Genomic DNA, 17212 nt, shown 5'->3' on the forward strand with positions numbered 1-17212 from the left:
ATATTTTTTATGACTGACAAAATGCTAAAATTTGTAAAAATAGGTCAGCAAACTCCACCTAAAAGGGAAGTTGATCAAAGAAAAAAGGATTTTAACGAGATATATGACGAATATATCAACGAAAAAGCTAAAGAACAATCAAGTAGATGTTCTCAGTGCGGAGTTCCTTTCTGTCAGGTTCATTGTCCTTTAAGTAATAATATTCCTGATTGGCTAAAGTTAACTGCTGAAGGAAGATTAAAAGAAGCATATGAGCTTTCCCAAAGCACTAACAATATGCCTGAGGTTTGTGGAAGAATCTGTCCGCAAGATAGATTATGCGAGGGGAATTGTGTAATTGAACAGTCTGGTCATGGAACAGTTACAATTGGTTCCGTTGAAAAATATATAACAGATAACGCTTGGGAACAAGGTTGGGTTAAACCAATCGAAGTTACAAATGAAAAAAATCAAAGTGTCGGAATTATAGGAGCTGGTCCTGCGGGATTAGCAGCGGCAGAACAGTTAAGAAAAAATGGGTATAAAATTACAGTTTACGATCGTTATGATAGAGCTGGAGGATTATTAATATATGGAATTCCAAATTTTAAATTAGAAAAAGAAATAGTTGAAAGACGAACAAAGCTTTTAAGAGATGGTGGAATAGAATTCATACAAAATTTCGAAGTTGGCAAGGATGCAAGTTTAGAGCAATTAAGAAAAAAACATGATGCAGTATTAATTGCAACAGGAGTTTACAAAGCTAGAGAAGTTAATTTACCAGGTAATGATTTAGACAATATTTTTCCAGCAATGGATTTTCTTACAGCATCAAATAAAAAAGGATTGGGTGATGAGGTTGAATTATTTGATAAGGGAATTCTAAATGCAGAGGGAAAAGATGTTGTTGTAATTGGTGGAGGTGATACTGCAATGGATTGTGTGAGAACTTCAGTAAGACAAAAAGCAAAATCAGTAAAATGCTTATACAGAAGAGATAAAGAAAATATGCCTGGTTCAGCAAGAGAAGTTGCAAATGCTGAAGAGGAAGGTGTTGAATTTGTATGGCTATCTAGTCCTAAAGAATTTAAAGGAACTAATAAGGTAGAAAATTTACTTGTAGATCAAATAAAGTTAGGTGAACCAGATGAAACTGGTAGAAGAAAACCCGAAGTACAAGAAGGATCAAGTTATGAAATAAAAGCAGATATGGTTATTAAAGCTCTTGGATTTGATCCAGAGGATTTACCTAATTTATTCGATAGCAATGAACTTCAAGTTACAAAATGGGGAACAATAAAAACTGATTTTGATACTATGGAAACTAATCTAAGTGGCGTTTTTGCTGCTGGGGATATAGTTAGAGGAGCTTCATTAGTTGTTTGGGCAATTAAAGATGGTAGAGACGCAGCAGATTCCATAAAAAATTATTTAGAAACAAAATCTAAAAATGAGAAAAAAGTTGCTTAATGAAAACTTATAAAAAAAATTTTGATCTACTTAAGAAAAATAATGTCTATTCTGAGGATATGGAGCATGATGCTTGTGGAGTAGGTTTAATAGCTTCCACTGAGGGAAAAAAATCGAGGAATGTAGTTGAATATGGAATTGAAGCTTTAAAAGCTGTTTGGCATAGAGGTGCGGTAGATGCTGATGGGAAAACAGGAGATGGAGCTGGAATTCACGTAGAAATTCCAAAAGATTTTTTTATTGAAAAAATTGAGGTTACTGGACACACGCACGATAATTCTGAAATCTGCGTAGGAATGATTTTTCTTCCACGTAATGACTATGCAGCACAAGAGAGCTGTAAAACAATTGTTGAAAGCGAACTAACGAAAAATGATTTTAATATTTATGGATGGAGACAAGTTCCCGTTAATCCAAAGGTTTTAGGTGAAAAAGCTTTTCAAACTATGCCTGAAATTATTCAGGTACTTTTCAAACCTCATAATAAAGAACTTACAAATAAAGATTTGGAGAGAAAAATTTATGAGACAAGAAGAAAAATCGAAAACGAAGCTTTCAAAAAATCATTAAATAATTTTTATATTTGTTCCTTAAGTTCAAAGTCAATTATTTACAAAGGAATGTTCTTAGCCGAAGCAATTTCAGAATTTTATCTAGATTTAAATGATGAAAGGTTTGTATCAAGATATGCAATATTTCATCAGCGGTTTTCAACCAACACAGCTCCAAGTTGGAATCTTGCTCAACCATTCAGAGCAATTGCACATAATGGAGAAATTAATACTTATAGAGGAAATAAAAATTGGATGAAAGTTCATGAACAAGAAATGAATAGTCCATTATTTGATGATATAGAAAATCTTAAGCCAGTTATTCAACAAGGAGCCTCAGATTCTGCGGCTTTAGATAATGTTTTCGAATTATTAAACATTTCAGGTCAACCTGCACCATTAGCTAAATTAATGTTAGTTCCTGATGCATGGTCTAAGAAGAATAAGACTTTACCAAAAGATCATCAGCAATTATTCAATTTTTTAAATAGCACAATGGAACCTTGGGATGGACCTGCCGCTATAGCTGGAACTGACAATGAGTGGGTTATTGCAGCAAACGATAGAAATGGATTAAGACCTCTAAGATATGCAATCACTAAGGATAAGTTATTGTTTGCAGGCTCAGAAACTGGGATGATCGAGCTAAATGAAAAAAGAATTTTATCAAAAGGAAGATTAGGTCCTGGAGAAATTATAGGAGTAAGAATAGAAAAAGGTAAAGTATTTACTAATAAACAAATTAAGGATTACTTAGCAAAAGAGTATAAACATTTTAATTCACAAATTATTGATTTAGATGACAAACTAACGATTGAAGATGAGAAAAATTCTTTTTCAGGGGATGATTTAAGAAGAAGACAATATACTTTTGGAATTAGTTTAGAGGATCTTGAATTAATTTTACACCCTATGGCTGAGGATGCAAAAGAGGCTACAGGATCAATGGGCGATGACACCCCTTTAGCTGTGCTATCAGATAAATATAGACCTCTGTATCATTTTTTTAGACAAAATTTTAGCCAAGTTACAAATCCACCAATAGATTCTTTAAGAGAAAACAAAGTGATGAGTTTAAAAACAAGATTTGGAAATCTAGGCAATATTCTAGATTTTGATAATTTAACAAAACAGAATATTTATGTTCTTAATAGCCCAATTTTATCTAATTCTCAGTTTGAAAAATTCATCAATTTTTTTGGAAATAATTCAACAATAATTGATTGTACTTTTGAAGAAAGTAACAGTTTGTACGAAGCTATTAAAAAAATTCAAAAAGATGCAGAAATTGCTGTTAGACAAGGTGTTACACAATTAATTCTTAGCGATAAAGATTTATCAATTTCAAAACTTCCAATTCCAATGCTGCTTGCAGTTGGTGCAATTAACTCTTTTTTAATTGAGAAAAAATTAAGAGGGTATGTGTCAATCAATGTCCAATCTGGAGAAGCATTAGATACACACTCTTTTGCAACTTTAATTGGTGTTGGAGCAACAACAGTAAATCCTTATTTGGCGTTCGACAGTTTATATCAAAGATTTGAAAAAAAATTATTTGGAAAGTTTAGCTTTGAAGAATGTGTTGAAAGATACATTAAATCTGTCAATGCAGGTTTATTAAAAATTATGTCTAAGATGGGTATCTCTGTTTTAAGTTCTTACAGAGGTGGATGCAATTTTGAGACTGTTGGATTAAGTAGAACTATTGTTTCAGATTATTTTCCAGGAGTTGTATCTAAAATTTCTGGTATTGGACTTACTGGAATCGAAAAAAAAATAAGAGCAATTCACAAAGAAGCATTTGAAAGCACTGATACAATTCTTCCTATTGGAGGGATTTATAGATATAGAAAAAATGGAGAAACACACCAATATCAAGGCAAACTAATACATTTACTTCAAAGTGCAGTTGGTTCTAATTCTTATGACGCTTATAAAAGATATGCAGAGGGTATTTATAATTTACCACCAATAAATTTGAGGGACTTAATTGATTTTAGAGAAAAAAAATTAAAGGGAGCTATAGATATTTCAGAAGTAGAACCAATAGAAAATATTTTAAAAAGATTTGGAAGTGGAAGCATGTCTCATGGTGCTTTATCTAAAGAGGCACATGAAACTTTGGCTACAGGCATGAATAGAATTAAAGGTGCTTCTTGTAGTGGTGAAGGTGGTGAAGATGAAAAAAGATTTAAAGTGTTAGATAATGGAGATAGTGCAAACTCAAGAGTAAAACAAATAGCTTCAGCAAGATTTGGTGTAACAGTTAATTATTTAAACAATTGCAATGAGATTGAAATAAAAATTGCACAAGGTGCAAAGCCAGGAGAAGGTGGACAACTCCCAGGTTTCAAAGTTACCGATGAAATAGCAAAGTTAAGACACTCAACGCCTGGAGTAACACTAATTTCTCCTCCACCACACCACGATATTTATTCAATTGAAGATCTTGCGCAGCTTATTTATGATTTAAAACAGATTAATCCAAAAGCAAGAATTGGAGTAAAACTAGTTGCTTCCTCAGGAGTTGGGACTATTGCTGCAGGAGTTGCCAAAGCAAAAGCAGACATAATATTAATTTCAGGACATAACGGTGGAACTGGAGCTACTCCGCAAACAAGTGTAAAATACGTAGGTATTCCATGGGAGATGGGATTAACAGAGGCTAATCAGGTTTTAACATTAAATAATCTTAGACACACAGTTACACTTAGAACTGATGGAGGGATTAAAACAGGTAGAGATGTTGTTATAGCAGCCATGATGGGTGCAGAAGAGTATGGAGTTGCAACAACTGCTCTAGTTGCAATGGGATGCATAATGGTAAGACAATGTCATTCGAATACATGCCCCGTTGGTGTCTGTACTCAAGATGAAAAATTAAGAGAAAAATTTACTGGAACACCAGATAAGGTTGTTAATCTATTTACGTTTATAGCAACTGAGGTTAGAGAAATTTTAGCTAAATTAGGTTTTAAATCATTAAATGATATTATTGGTAGAACTGACTTACTTAGACAAGTTAGCAAGGGTTCAGATAATTTAGATGATTTAGATTTAAATCCTTTATTTGTTCAAGCAGATACTGGGAACAATACTAGATATTGTGAAAACCAAGAAATTAATTCAGTGCCAGATACTCTAGACCAAGAAATATGGCCGGAGATTGAAAAGGCTTTAGATAATTCTGAAAAAATTGAAAAAGAATATTTAATTAAAAATACACATAGAGCAGTTGGGACAAGAATTTCTCATCATTTATATAAAAAATATGGTTATGAAAAACTTGATGATAATTTTTTAGTATTAAACTTTAAAGGATCAGCTGGTCAATCTTTTGGAGCCTTTTCATCCAAAGGTTTGAAGTTAGTATTAAAAGGTGATGCAAATGATTATGTCGGCAAAGGTCTTTCAGGAGCTACAATTTCTATAAGACTACCAGAGGAAAGTAACTTAGTTTCAAATGAAAATACTATCTTAGGAAATACAGTTCTATACGGAGCAACATCTGGAAAACTTTTTGCAGCCGGTCAAGCTGGTGAAAGATTCTCTGTAAGAAATTCAGGTGCAGTTACAGTTATTGAGGGATGTGACTCGAATGGATGTGAGTATATGACTGGTGGAACTGTAGTAATTCTAGGAGATGTTGGAGATAACTTTGCTGCTGGTATGACAGGTGGTATGGCATTTATCTATGACAAATCAAAAGAATTTGAAAAAAAAGTAAACCCAGAGTCAGTAGTTTGGCAGAATGTTGAAACAGATTATTGGAAAGAAAGTTTAAAAAATTTAATCAAAGAACACCATGAAGAGACAGGATCTTTGTTATCTAAAGAAATAATTGAAAATTATTATAATGAAATTAATAATTTCATTCAGGTTTGTCCTAAAGAAATGTTAGATAAACTGAAAAACCCTATCAGCTTAAAAAAAGTTATAAAAGAAGTTAGTTAATTAATAATTTTAATTCTTTTAAGATTATATTAAGCCATTTCTTATTTGATAAGCTATGGTCACCTTTTTTTACAATGATCAATTTCTTTTTTGCTTTTGGAAATAGTTTTAAAACTTTTCTAGAATAACTTACCGGTACAGCTTCATCATACTCACCATGCACCATAGTAACATTAATTTTTGAATTTATTTTTTTATTTAAAACTCTATTTTTTCTTCCATCTTTTATAAGCTGATAAGTGATTGGATACTCATAATTCCCATGTTTTAGGTGATATATACCTTTTTGGATTGTTTCTTGCTTTATTTTTTTGGAGAATTTTTTCCACATCAAATTTTCTAAAAACTCAGGTGCCGAGCCAATTCCCAAAAATCCAATAATTTGTTTTTTAAATATTTTAAATTGTCTTAAAGCAATCCAAGCGCCCATACTTGAACCAATGACATAAAAATTATTATTTTTTATATATTTATTTATCAATATAGAAGTTTCTTTAGTCCATTTTGAAATATTTCCATTTGTGAATTTACCTGTAGATTTTCCATGACCTGAATATTCTAAAGCAAGAAAACCTATTTTATTTTTTCTTGCAAATTTTAAAAAAGCTTCTGGCTTTTTTCCCTCAAGATCTGACATAAATCCATGCAAGAAAACTATGAATGGAGAATTTTTATAAATTTTACAAATATGTCTAATTTTCTTAGTCTTTGAAATTTTGTGGAATCTGAAATTTGCCATAATCGTTTATAAGAATTGCTAATTAATATATAATCATATCAAATGTCATCTAATTTAAAAGTTTTGCAAGTAATACCAAAACTTGGATATGGTGGTGCAGAGACCGGCTGTTATGATATTGCTCACTATTTGCCAGAAAACGGTTGTAAGTCATTTATAGTTACTAGTGGTGGTGAGTTACTTAAATTTGTAGATAAAAATAAAGTAAAAGTTTTTAGACTTCCAGTTCAGAGTAAAAATCCAATATTAATTTTAATTAATGCAATAATTTTAACTTTTATTATTTTAATTAATAATATTTCGATCATACACGCCAGAAGTAGAGCGCCTGCATGGTCTTGTTTAATAGCCTCCAAGATAACAAGCAGAAAGTTTGTAACTACATTTCATGGAACTTATAATTTTAAAAGTAATTTGAAAAAATTATATAATTCAGTAATGGTTCGATCTGATTTAATTATTGCAGGATCAAATTTTATTTTTTCACACATCAAAGAAAATTATTCAAATTATTTAAATCAAAAAAAAAAATTATTAGTAGTATTTAGGGGAATTAATGTTGATTATTTTGATCCTACTACAAAACTTGAAACTGAAGAAAAAAAATTATTAAAACAATGGGAAATAGAAAAAGATAAAAAGATTATACTTTTGCCTGGTAGATTAACTACCTGGAAGGGACAAGAGGTATTTATTGAAGCAATTAATCTGGCAAATATTGAATTAGGTTATGAGGCATTTTATGCTGTTATCCTTGGAAGTGATCAGGGAAGAGACTTGTATAAAAAAAAACTAATAAGACTTTCAGAACAATATAGGTTAACTAAACAGCTAAGATTTATCGATCACTGCAAAGATATGGCATTAGCTTACAAAGTGTCTGATATAATTGTTTCAGCTTCTATTGAACCAGAAGCTTTTGGTAGAGTTTCTGTAGAGGCTCAATCTATGGAGAAACCAATTATTGCGAGTAATATTGGTGGCTCTAATGAGACTGTCATTGATGAAAAAACAGGTTATTTATTTAAAGCGGGTGATGCAAAGTCTTTAAGTCAGAAAATTTTAAAAACACTGACAATTGACGAAACTCAATTAAAATTAATTGGTGTTGAAGGAAGAAAAAATATAGTTCAAAAATTTAATGTTGAAAAAATGTGCTTTTCTACTTATTCAGAGTATAAAAGATTAATAAATTAAATGCCTATAATTACATTACCTGATGGAAATAATATTGATTTCCCAAATAAAGTTACTGGATTAGAAGTAGCAGAAAAAATTAGCAAATCATTAGCTAAACAAGCAATGGTGATAAGTGTAGATGGTGAGTTAAAAGACTTAGAACATCTAATTGAGAAAGACTGTTCAGTAAAAATTTTTACATCTAAAAATCCTGAGGGTCTAGAAACCATTAGACACGATACTGCTCACATATTAGCAATGGCAGTACAAGAATTGTTTCCAGGAACACAAGTTACGATTGGCCCTGTAATTGAAAACGGATTTTATTATGATTTTGCTAGAAAAGATCCGTTTACAGAAGATGATTTAGCAAAGATTGAAAATAAAATGAAAGAAATTGTTGATCGAGACGAGATTACCAAAAGAGAAGTTTGGGATAGAAATAAAGCCATAGATCATTTTAAAAAAAAAGGTGAAATCTATAAAGCCGAGTTAATTGAGGCAATACCAGAGAATGAGGATGTTTCAATTTATTTTCATGGAGATTGGCATGATCTTTGTAGAGGACCTCATCTTTCTTCAACAGGTAAAATAGGTAAATACTTTAAATTAATGAAAGTTTCAGGAGCTTATTGGAGGGGTGATTCAAACAATGAAATGCTTCAAAGAATTTATGGTACAAGCTGGGCTTCTCAAAAAGATTTAGATGAGCATCTAAAAAGAATAGAAGAAGCAGAAAAAAGAGATCATAGAAAATTAGGAAAAGAAATGGACTTGTTTCATTTTAGAGAAGAAAGTCCAGGCTCAGTTTTTTGGCATGAGAGAGGGTGGGCATTATTTCAAAAATTAATTAATTATATGAGAAGCAGACAGGATGCTGCTGGATACAAAGAGGTAAATACACCTGAAATTTTAGACCGACAATTGTGGGAAAAATCTGGTCACTGGGAAAAGTATGGAGAAAATATGTACACATCAGAAACTCCTGATGAAAAAGTCTTTGCGATAAAACCAATGAATTGTCCAGGTCATATACAAGTATTTAATCAAGGATTGAAAAGTTATAGAGATCTTCCATTACGTATCACAGAATTTGGTAAGGTTCATCGTTACGAACCATCAGGTGCTTTACATGGTTTGCTTAGAGTAAGAGCTTTTACACAAGATGATGCGCATATTTTTTGTGCAGAAGATCAAATTACGAGTGAGTGTTTAAATGTAACAAATTTAATATTAGATATTTATAAAGATCTTGGTTTTGAAAATGTGATTTTAAAATATGCTGATCGACCGGAGGTTAGAGTTGGAGATGATGAGGTTTGGGATAAGGCAGAAGCTTCACTTCTTGAAGCAGTTAAAGCTTCTAAGTTAGAATATAGTATTAATAAAGGTGAAGGTGCCTTTTATGGGCCAAAAATTGAATTTGTTTTAAGAGATGCTATCGGAAGAGATTGGCAATGTGGAACTTTACAAGTTGATTTAAATTTACCTGGAAGATTAGATGCATCATATGTTGATAAGGACGGAACAAAAAAAGTTCCTGTTATGCTTCATAGAGCTCTATTCGGTTCTCTAGAAAGATTTATTGGAATATTGATTGAAAATTATGCTGGTAAATTTCCTTTTTGGATTTCACCTTTACAAACAATGGTAATTCCAATTTCAGAAGAATTTAATGATTACGCAATAGAAGTATCTAAAAAAATTAAAGATGCGGGCATAAGTTCTGCAGTTGATATTAAAAATAATAATTTAAACTATAAAATTAGAGATCATTCTTTAGCAAAAATACCTCTTTTATTAATTTGTGGTAAAAAAGAAGTTGACTCCAATTCAGTAACGATTAGAAGGTTAGACTCTAATAAACAAGAAAATATGGATATAGATTCATTTTTAAAAACTTTCTCTGCTTTAAATAAAGCATCATCAAACTAAGTGGCAGATTTCAAACAAAATTACTTTCAAAGAAGAACAAAGGATAGAGGTCCAAGATCTAATAACCGAATATCTTCACCGGATGTTCAAGTAATTGCGAGTGATGGTGAAAATCTTGGAGTGATCAGTACTAACGAAGCTATATCAATGGCAAAAAACCAAGGATTAGATTTAATTGAAATCGCACCCAATGCTAACCCACCAGTATGTAAAATCATGGATATGGGTAAGTATAAATATGATGCTCAAAAAAAAGCAAATCTTGCAAAAAAGAAACAAAAAATAATTTCATTAAAAGAAATTAAAATGAGACCTGTAACAGAAACTCATGATTACGAATTTAAGGTCAAAAATGCAAAAAAATTTATCTCTAAAGGAGATAAAGTTAAATTTACTATCAGATTTAAAGGGCGAGAGCTCCAACACTCTCATTTAGGCAATGAACTGATGGGTAAAATTAAAGAGGATATGAAGGATATTGGTAGAGTAGAGTTGCAACCCAAATTTGATGGGAAGCAAATGATTATGGTAATTCAACCTTTATAAGCCTTAATAGAGGTTGTAAAATTTAAACATTCTTTGTATAAGTCCGCAGAATTATGCCAAAATTAAAAACAAAAAGCTCTGCAAAAAAAAGATTTAAAATATCAGCTAAGGGTAAAGTTATATCTGCTCAAGCAGGTAAAAGACACGGTATGATTAAACGAACGAATTCACAAATTAGAAAATTAAGAGGCACTACAACTTTGTCTAAACAAGATGGCAAAATTGTTAAATCATACATGCCTTACAGTTTAAGAGGGTAACAATGGCAAGAGTTAAAAGAGGCGTAACAAGTAAAGCAAAACATAAGAAAGTTTTGAAAGCCGTAAAAGGTCAGTGGGGCAGAAGGAAAAATACTATCAGAGTTGCTAAACAAGCTATGGAGAAATCCATGCAGTATGCTTACAGAGATAGAAGAAATAAAAAAAGAGATTTCAAATCATTATGGATACAGAGAATTAATGCTGGTGTAAGAGCAGAGGGTATGACTTATTCAAAATTTATTAATGGTTTAAGTAAATGTGGCGTTACAATAGATAGAAAAATTTTAGCTGAAATTGCCTACGATAGTCCAGAAGCATTTAAAACAATTGTACAAAAAGCTCAATCCGCTTTAAATTAATCTCTATTGTTTTTATTTCTTAAGGAAATAATCTACTAATATGTCAGACATAAAAAATATTAGAGATCAATTTTTATCAAAGCTCAAGAATGAGCTAAGTTTAGATGAAATCAATTCAATCAAAACAGAGTTATTTGGAAAAAATGGTCAAATTTCATCTTTATTCAAAACTGTAGGATCAATACCAGAGTCTGACAGAAAAACTTTTGCAGCAGACTTGAATAAAATAAAAGATGAACTGCAATCTTTAATTTCAGAAAAGATTAAAGAAATAGAAACAAAAGAAGTTAATCAAAAACTTGAAAAAGAAAAAGTTGATATAACTTTACCTGGAAGACCTTTTGTTAGAGGAAAAATTCATCCTGTATCTCAAACTATAGATGAAATTTCATCTATATTTTCAGAAATAGGTTTTAGTGTTGAAGAAGGACCAGATGTAGAAAATGAATATAATAATTTTACTGCACTAAATACTCCAGATAATCATCCAGCTCGTGATATGCACGATACTTTTTATTTAGACGAAAATAAGGAAGTTCTATTAAGAACGCATACATCACCAGTTCAAATTAGAACTATGTTAAAAGACAAGCCACCGTTTAAAATTATTGCTCCAGGTAGAACATATAGATCAGATAGTGATCAAACACATGCGCCAATGTTCCATCAGGTTGAGGGCCTTCATATAGATAAAGATATTAACATGGGTCATTTAAAGGGATGTTTAAATTATTTTATTAAAGAGTTTTTTGAAGTGGAAAAAATCAAAATGAGATTTAGACCAAGTCATTTCCCTTTTACAGAACCATCTGCAGAAGTAGATATTGGTTACGAAATTAAAGATGGTAAAATTATTATAGGAGAAGGGGATCAGTGGCTTGAAATTTTAGGATGTGGAATGGTTCATCCAAATGTTTTAAAAAATGTTAAAGTTGATCCTGCTAAATACCAAGGATATGCATTTGGCATAGGTATAGACAGGTTAGCTATGCTAAAATATGGTATTAATGATTTAAGAGCTTTTTTTGACTGTGATTACAGATGGTTAAATCATTTTGGATTTGATCCTCTTGATGTTCCCACAAATTATAGAGGTCTGAGTCGATGAAGATAACATTTGATTGGTTAAAAGATCATTTATCTGTAAATGCCAAGGAAGAAAAGTTACTTGAGAAATTAACTGATATTGGACTTGAAGTTGAAAGTGTTGAAAATTTGTCTGATGGCTTAGATTTATTTAAAGTAGCAAAAATTTTAAAAACTGAAAAACATCCTAATGCAGACCGTTTAAAAGTTTGTGATGTTGATGTAGGTGAAAAAGAGATTAAGAAGGTCGTATGTGGTGCACCAAATGCTAGAGAAGGTTTAATTACTGTTTATGCTCCTCCTGGTGCGGTTATTCCAAAAAATAAAACTAAATTAGTTATAGCAAAAATCAGAGATGTTACATCTTATGGTATGCTTTGTTCTGAATCTGAACTCAATTTGTCTGAGGAAAGTGATGGAATTACTGAGCTTTCATCCTTGAAATACAACAATAGTATTGGAAAAAGTTTTTTTATTCAATCTAGTTCTAATTTGATTGATTTATCAATCACACCCAACAGACCGGACTGTCTTGGTGTTAGAGGAATAGCTAGAGATTTAGCAGCTGCAGGTTTTGGTAAATTAAAACAAATTAAAGAAAAAAAAATAAATTCGAAAAAATCTCAAACAGTTAAAGTAAAAATTACAAATGAAAAAAATCAAGGATGTTTTTCTTTTGGGAGCTGTTTGGTAACAAATGTAAAAAATACTGAAAGCCCAAAATGGTTAAAGGATAAATTAATTTCTATAGGTCAAAAACCTATTTCAGCAATCGTTGATATTACAAATTATGTAATGATTGATATTAATCGTCCATTACACGCATATGATGCGGATAAAATTGAAAAAGGTATAATTGTTAGAAACTCAAAATCTGGTGAAGAGTTCACAGCTTTAGATAACAAAACCTATAAACTTGAAGATGATATGTGTGTAATTAGTGATGATAAAGGTGTATTAGGACTTGGTGGTATAATCGGAGGCACAAGATCTGGAACAGAAATGGATACACAAAATGTTTTAATTGAGTCAGCTTATTTTGATCCAAGATCAATTAGAAGAACAGCAAAAAGATTAAATATTGATACAGATGCAAAATTTAGATTTGAAAGAGGAATAGACCAATTATCAATTGAAGAAGGTTTAAATAAAGCTGCTTTTTTAATTAAAGAAATTTGTGGTGGTGAAATTAGTAAGATTGATATCCAAAAAATTAGTGCATTTAAAAATCAAATAATTAAATTTGATCCAAATTCGTTTGAAAAAGTTACAGGTTTTAAAATTTTAACAAAAGATATGTTAAAAATTTTAGATAACTTAGGTTTTACATGTAAAAAAGATAAAAAAGGTTTTAAACTAAGTATCCCATCCTGGAGACCAGATATTACCCAGGAAATAGATGTTGTTGAGGAATTGGTAAGAATAGTTGGTTATGATAAAATAAAGATAGAAGAACCTATCAAAGAGAGAAAAAAATCTACTTTAACACAAACTCAAAAATTGTTTCATTTCCTTCAAAGATCTGTTGCTTCAAAAGGTTATTTGGAGGCAATTACTTGGTCTTTCACAGATGCAAAATATAATAATCATTTCAAAGGACAAAATGATGAATTAAAAATTGTGAACCCTATAAGTTCTGAATTAGGAGTTTTAAGAAATTCAATATTTTCAAATTTAATTATGTATATGAGCAAAAATATAGATAGAGGTTTTAAAGATTTATCTATTTTTGAAATAGGACCAACATTTTTTGGAAAACAACCTGGTGAACAAAATATAGTAGTCTGTGGTTTATCTGCTGGAAAAAAATCTCGTCTTTCTTGGTTAGAAAAAGAGAGAAATGTTGATGTTTTTGATATTAAAAAAGATGTAGTTCAAACCTTAGTTGAAGCAGGTTACGATGCAGAGAAATTTTTTATTGATGATGAAACACCTGATTATTATCATCCAGGTAAATCAGGAAGATTATTTTTGAATAGAGGTAAAGAAAGTGTGGCTGCATACTTTGGTGAAATTCATCCAAATATTATTAAGCAAATAGATATGAAAACTGAGTCTTTAGTAGGTTTTGAAATATTTCTTGATAATTTAAAATTACCAAAAAAATCATTAAAAGATCAAAAAACAAAATATTCTGTTTCAGATTATCAAAAGTCAGAAAGGGATTTTGCTTTTATAGTTGATAAGAAAATTAAAGTTCAAGATTTGGTAAATGTTGTGTCAAATGTTGATAAAAATTTGATTTCTAACATTAAAGTTTTTGATGTTTATGAGGGCGAAAATATTCCAGAAAATCAAAAATCAATTGCGATCAGTGTTACAATTCAATCTCAAGAAAAAACCCTTAAAGATGCTGATTTGGATCAAATCAATAAATCTATTATAGAAACAGTCGAAAACAAAACTGGCGCTAAAATTCGATCCTAAGCCAATGAGTTCAATCGATAATATAAGAAATTTTGCAATCATTGCACACATTGATCATGGAAAATCTACTATTGCAGACAGAATAATTCATAGTTGTGGTGGTCTGACTGAAAGAGAGATGAAAGCTCAAGTTTTAGACTCAATGGATATTGAACGAGAGAGAGGCATCACTATTAAAGCTCAAACAGTAAAGTTAAATTATAAAGCTAAAGATGGAAAAGAATATATTTTAAATATCATAGATACCCCGGGCCATGTAGACTTTAGTTACGAGGTAAGTAGATCATTATATGCATGTGAAGGTTCAATTTTGATCGTGGATAGCACACAAGGTGTTGAGGCTCAAACTTTAGCAAATGTTTATCAAGCACTAGATACAAACCATGAAATTGTCCCAGTTTTAAATAAAGTAGATTTACCAGCTTCTGATCTTGATAGAACAAAAAAGCAAATCGAGGAAGTTATTGGGATTGATACTGAGAATGCTATTCCTTGTTCGGGAAAAACTGGCGAGGGAATAGGAGATATTTTAGAGCAAATCATAACAACTTTACCAGCACCAAAAGGAGAGAGTTCATCAGATTTAAAATGTCTATTAGTCGATAGTTGGTACGATACTTACTTAGGTGTTGTAATATTAGTTAGAGTTATAGATGGGAAACTTTCTAAACACATGAAGATCAAAATGATGTCTACAAATCAAGAATATATCGTTGAAAAAGTTGGTGTTTTTACACCAAAGCCAGTTGATATTACTGAATTAAAAACAGGAGAAATAGGATTTATCACAACAGGAATAAAAGTGTTATCAGAGACAAAAGTTGGAGATACAATTTGTGATGCAACAAAACCATTGAAAGAAGCTTTACCAGGTTTTAAACCAAGTAAACCCGTAGTATTTTGTGGATTGTTTCCTGTAGATAGCTCAGAGTTTCAAAAATTAAAAGATGGTTTAGCAAAGTTACAATTAAATGATGCAAGCTTTTCTTTTGAACCAGAGTCATCTTCAGCTTTAGGTTTAGGATTTAGATGTGGGTTTTTAGGTTTGCTTCATCTAGAAATTGTAACAGAAAGACTCGAAAGAGAATTTGATGTTAATTTATTAACTACAACTCCTGGGGTAGTTTATAAAGTTCATTTGAATAATGGTGATACGATAGATTTACAAAATCCATCAAGTTTACCTGATCCTACATTAATAAAATATATTGAAGAACCTTGGATAAAGGCAACTATCATTACTCCAGATCAGTACTTAGGTTCAATAATTAAAATGTGCCAGGACAAAAGAGGAGTACAAACCAACCTTAGTTATTCTGGCAGTAGAGCAGTGGTAAATTATGAACTTCCACTAAATGAGGTTGTGTTTGATTTTAACGATAGACTTAAGTCTATGACAAGTGGATATGCGAGTTTTGATTATGAGATAATTGAGCATAGAGAAGGCGATCTAGTAAAACTCGGTATATTAGTAAATGGTGAACCAGTTGATGCTTTAGCAATGATGATACATAAAGATTTTGCTCAAAAAACAGGGAGAGAAGTTTGTGAAAAACTTAAAGATCTTATTCCAAGACATAATTTTATGATTCCTGTTCAAGCTGCAATCGGAGGAAAAATTATTGCTAGAGAAACAATTAAAGGATTTAAAAAAGATGTTTTAACAAAAATTCATGGTGGTGGAGCCACAGATAGAAAAAGAAAATTATTAGAAAAACAAAAAAAGGGTAAGGCAAGATCAAAACAATTTGGAAGAGTAGAAATACCTCAAGAGGCATTTATTGGTGTTCTTAAAATTTCAAAAGAAAAATAACTGGAGAGGTGGCCGAGTGGTTGAAGGCGCACGCTTGGAAAGCGTGTAAAGGAGCAATTCTTTCATGGGTTCGAATCCCATTCTCTCCGCCATAATTAAAAGTTTTTGTAAAAAAAATTAGATCTTTTTTTAATATCAAAAATTTTTTTGTAGTTTAGAGATAATAAATAATTATTTACTAACTCAAAATTTTTATCAAAAATTTCAACTTGTAAAATACATTTATTATTGATGAGAGTTTTGTTTATACCTTTTAAAACATTCAATTCATGTCCCTCTACATCAATTTTTAAAGATAGTTTTTTATTTTTTAATTTTAAATACTCATCACCTATTTTAAAGTCTGCAAAAAAAGTAGTATGATCTTTTAAACTATTGTCATTATTTGTTACACCTGCGCCACCAGTTTGTTTATATCCAAATTTTACCATCGTTATCATTTTCAATTTTTTTGAAACATCAGATAATCCAAAATTATATAAATTAATTTTTTTTGATAAATCAGGATTTATTTCCAGTGATTTTGAAAATTTAAAAAAAGCCTCTTTATTAGGTTCAAAAGCTTTAATAAAAATATTTTTGACTTTTTTTCCAACTGTTAAAGAATAATATCCACAATTAGCACCAACATCTAAAAAATAATTTATTTTGTAGATTTTAATTTTTTCAATTAAATAATTGATTTCTAAATTTTCAAATTCTTTAAATAATATTATTTGTCTATCTATTGGATCTAAAAAATCTAGAAACATTCTAGTGTCTTTGATTTGAAAATAGCCTCTATTTTTTTTTATAATTTTTAATAACCTAATTAATAAACTTGGTATTACTCTTTTTAAAATAGGAAGTTTGAGAAGTTGTCTTAGTATCATTAAAATATTCACTTTTTGATTATGAGCTGACATATCAATGAT

12 protein-coding genes and 1 tRNA gene are annotated in these 17212 nt (G+C 30.6%); 11 read left to right on the plus strand and 2 right to left on the minus strand.

Annotation, left to right across the window (positions count from 1 at the left end; genetic code table 11):
* Positions 1–9: 9 nt before the first annotated feature.
* On the plus strand, positions 10–1449 hold the full coding sequence (locus ACTTA6_RS06845) for an NAD(P)-dependent oxidoreductase (RefSeq protein ID WP_075506061.1): 1440 nt from the start codon (positions 10–12) through the stop codon (positions 1447–1449).
* Positions 1449–5954 carry a glutamate synthase large subunit gene (gltB, locus tag ACTTA6_RS06850; protein WP_440613513.1) on the plus strand — a complete coding sequence of 1502 codons (4506 nt, stop codon included), beginning with the start codon at positions 1449–1451 and terminating at the stop codon, positions 5952–5954. Before ACTTA6_RS06845 ends, gltB begins: the two co-directional genes overlap by 1 nt.
* Here gltB and ACTTA6_RS06855 read toward each other — a convergent pair.
* Complete coding sequence (locus ACTTA6_RS06855) at positions 5947–6693, minus strand: alpha/beta hydrolase (protein WP_440613512.1); 747 nt, start codon at positions 6691–6693, stop codon at positions 5947–5949. The two genes, gltB and ACTTA6_RS06855, sit on opposite strands and share 8 nt — an antisense overlap.
* Before the next feature lie 42 nt (positions 6694–6735).
* Between ACTTA6_RS06855 and ACTTA6_RS06860 the strand changes: the two genes are divergently transcribed.
* The 9 genes from ACTTA6_RS06860 to ACTTA6_RS06900 all read left to right on the plus strand — a co-directional run bounded on the left by ACTTA6_RS06860 (position 6736) and on the right by ACTTA6_RS06900 (position 16390).
* Positions 6736–7890 carry a glycosyltransferase family 4 protein gene (locus tag ACTTA6_RS06860; RefSeq protein ID WP_262590113.1) on the plus strand — a complete coding sequence of 385 codons (1155 nt, stop codon included), beginning with the start codon at positions 6736–6738 and terminating at the stop codon, positions 7888–7890.
* Positions 7891–9807, plus strand: a complete 1917-nt coding sequence (gene thrS / locus ACTTA6_RS06865) for a threonine--tRNA ligase (RefSeq protein WP_262590114.1) — start codon at positions 7891–7893, stop codon at positions 9805–9807.
* A complete protein-coding gene (gene infC / locus ACTTA6_RS06870; protein ID WP_075505925.1) occupies positions 9808–10353 on the plus strand; it encodes a translation initiation factor IF-3 in 546 nt (181 codons plus the stop codon).
* Positions 10354–10406: 53 nt separating this feature from the next.
* Positions 10407–10613, plus strand: coding sequence for a 50S ribosomal protein L35 (gene rpmI, locus ACTTA6_RS06875; protein WP_023854436.1), 207 nt, complete (start codon positions 10407–10409; stop codon positions 10611–10613).
* Between the two features lie 2 nt (positions 10614–10615).
* Complete coding sequence (rplT, locus tag ACTTA6_RS06880) at positions 10616–10972, plus strand: 50S ribosomal protein L20 (protein WP_440613511.1); 357 nt, start codon at positions 10616–10618, stop codon at positions 10970–10972.
* A 40-nt stretch (positions 10973–11012) separates the two neighbouring features.
* Entirely contained in the window at positions 11013–12080 is a 1068-nt protein-coding gene (gene pheS, locus ACTTA6_RS06885; protein WP_440613510.1) for a phenylalanine--tRNA ligase subunit alpha, read from the plus strand.
* Complete coding sequence (gene pheT / locus ACTTA6_RS06890; RefSeq protein WP_440613509.1) at positions 12077–14485, plus strand: phenylalanine--tRNA ligase subunit beta; 2409 nt, start codon at positions 12077–12079, stop codon at positions 14483–14485. The genes pheS and pheT overlap by 4 nt, the downstream gene beginning before the upstream one ends.
* A 4-nt stretch (positions 14486–14489) precedes the next feature.
* Positions 14490–16298, plus strand: coding sequence for a translation elongation factor 4 (gene lepA, locus ACTTA6_RS06895; protein ID WP_440613508.1), 1809 nt, complete (start codon positions 14490–14492; stop codon positions 16296–16298).
* Positions 16299–16300: 2 nt separating this feature from the next.
* Positions 16301–16390 (plus strand) — tRNA-Ser (locus ACTTA6_RS06900).
* 3 nt (positions 16391–16393) lie between these two features.
* On the opposite strand, the gene ACTTA6_RS06905 is transcribed toward ACTTA6_RS06900, so the two are convergent.
* Entirely contained in the window at positions 16394–17203 is an 810-nt protein-coding gene (locus ACTTA6_RS06905; protein ID WP_440613507.1) for an FkbM family methyltransferase, read from the minus strand.
* Positions 17204–17212 lie beyond the last annotated feature (9 nt).

The organism is Candidatus Pelagibacter sp. HIMB1636 (assembly GCF_052047675.1).
Classification (GTDB): domain Bacteria; phylum Pseudomonadota; class Alphaproteobacteria; order Pelagibacterales; family Pelagibacteraceae; genus Pelagibacter.